Here is a 331-nt window from a genome sequence, read left to right as displayed (position 1 = left end):
CCAGCCGTATTTGTCTTCTGTTTCGCCGGTGAACAGGCCGAAGAAGGCTTGCTGAATGCGTTTGGTGACCGGGCCACAGCGGCCTTCGCCCACCTGAATGCCGTCTACGCTACGCACCGGCGTAATTTCAGCCGCGGTACCGGACATGAACACTTCGTCAGCCAGGTACAGGGATTCGCGGGACAGTACCTGCTCGCGCACTTCGATACCCAGATCTTTTGCCAGCTTGATGATGGCGTCGCGGGTGATGCCCGGCAGCGCGGACGAAGTGAATGGCGGGGTGAACAGAATGCCGTCTTTCACTTCAAACAGGTTTTCACCCGCGCCTTCG

1 protein-coding gene is annotated in these 331 nt (G+C 58.9%); it reads right to left on the bottom strand.

The window, feature by feature from the left end:
• Positions 1-331, bottom strand: a 331-nt coding sequence (locus RTW80_RS28165) for an aminotransferase class IV (protein WP_312721406.1), incomplete at both ends; no start/stop codon positions are given.

The sequence above is a fragment of the Escherichia sp. AM3 genome, from assembly GCF_032029835.1.
Taxonomy (GTDB): domain Bacteria; phylum Pseudomonadota; class Gammaproteobacteria; order Enterobacterales; family Enterobacteriaceae; genus Escherichia; species Escherichia coli.
This window is presented reverse-complemented; position numbering and strand designations above follow the sequence as displayed.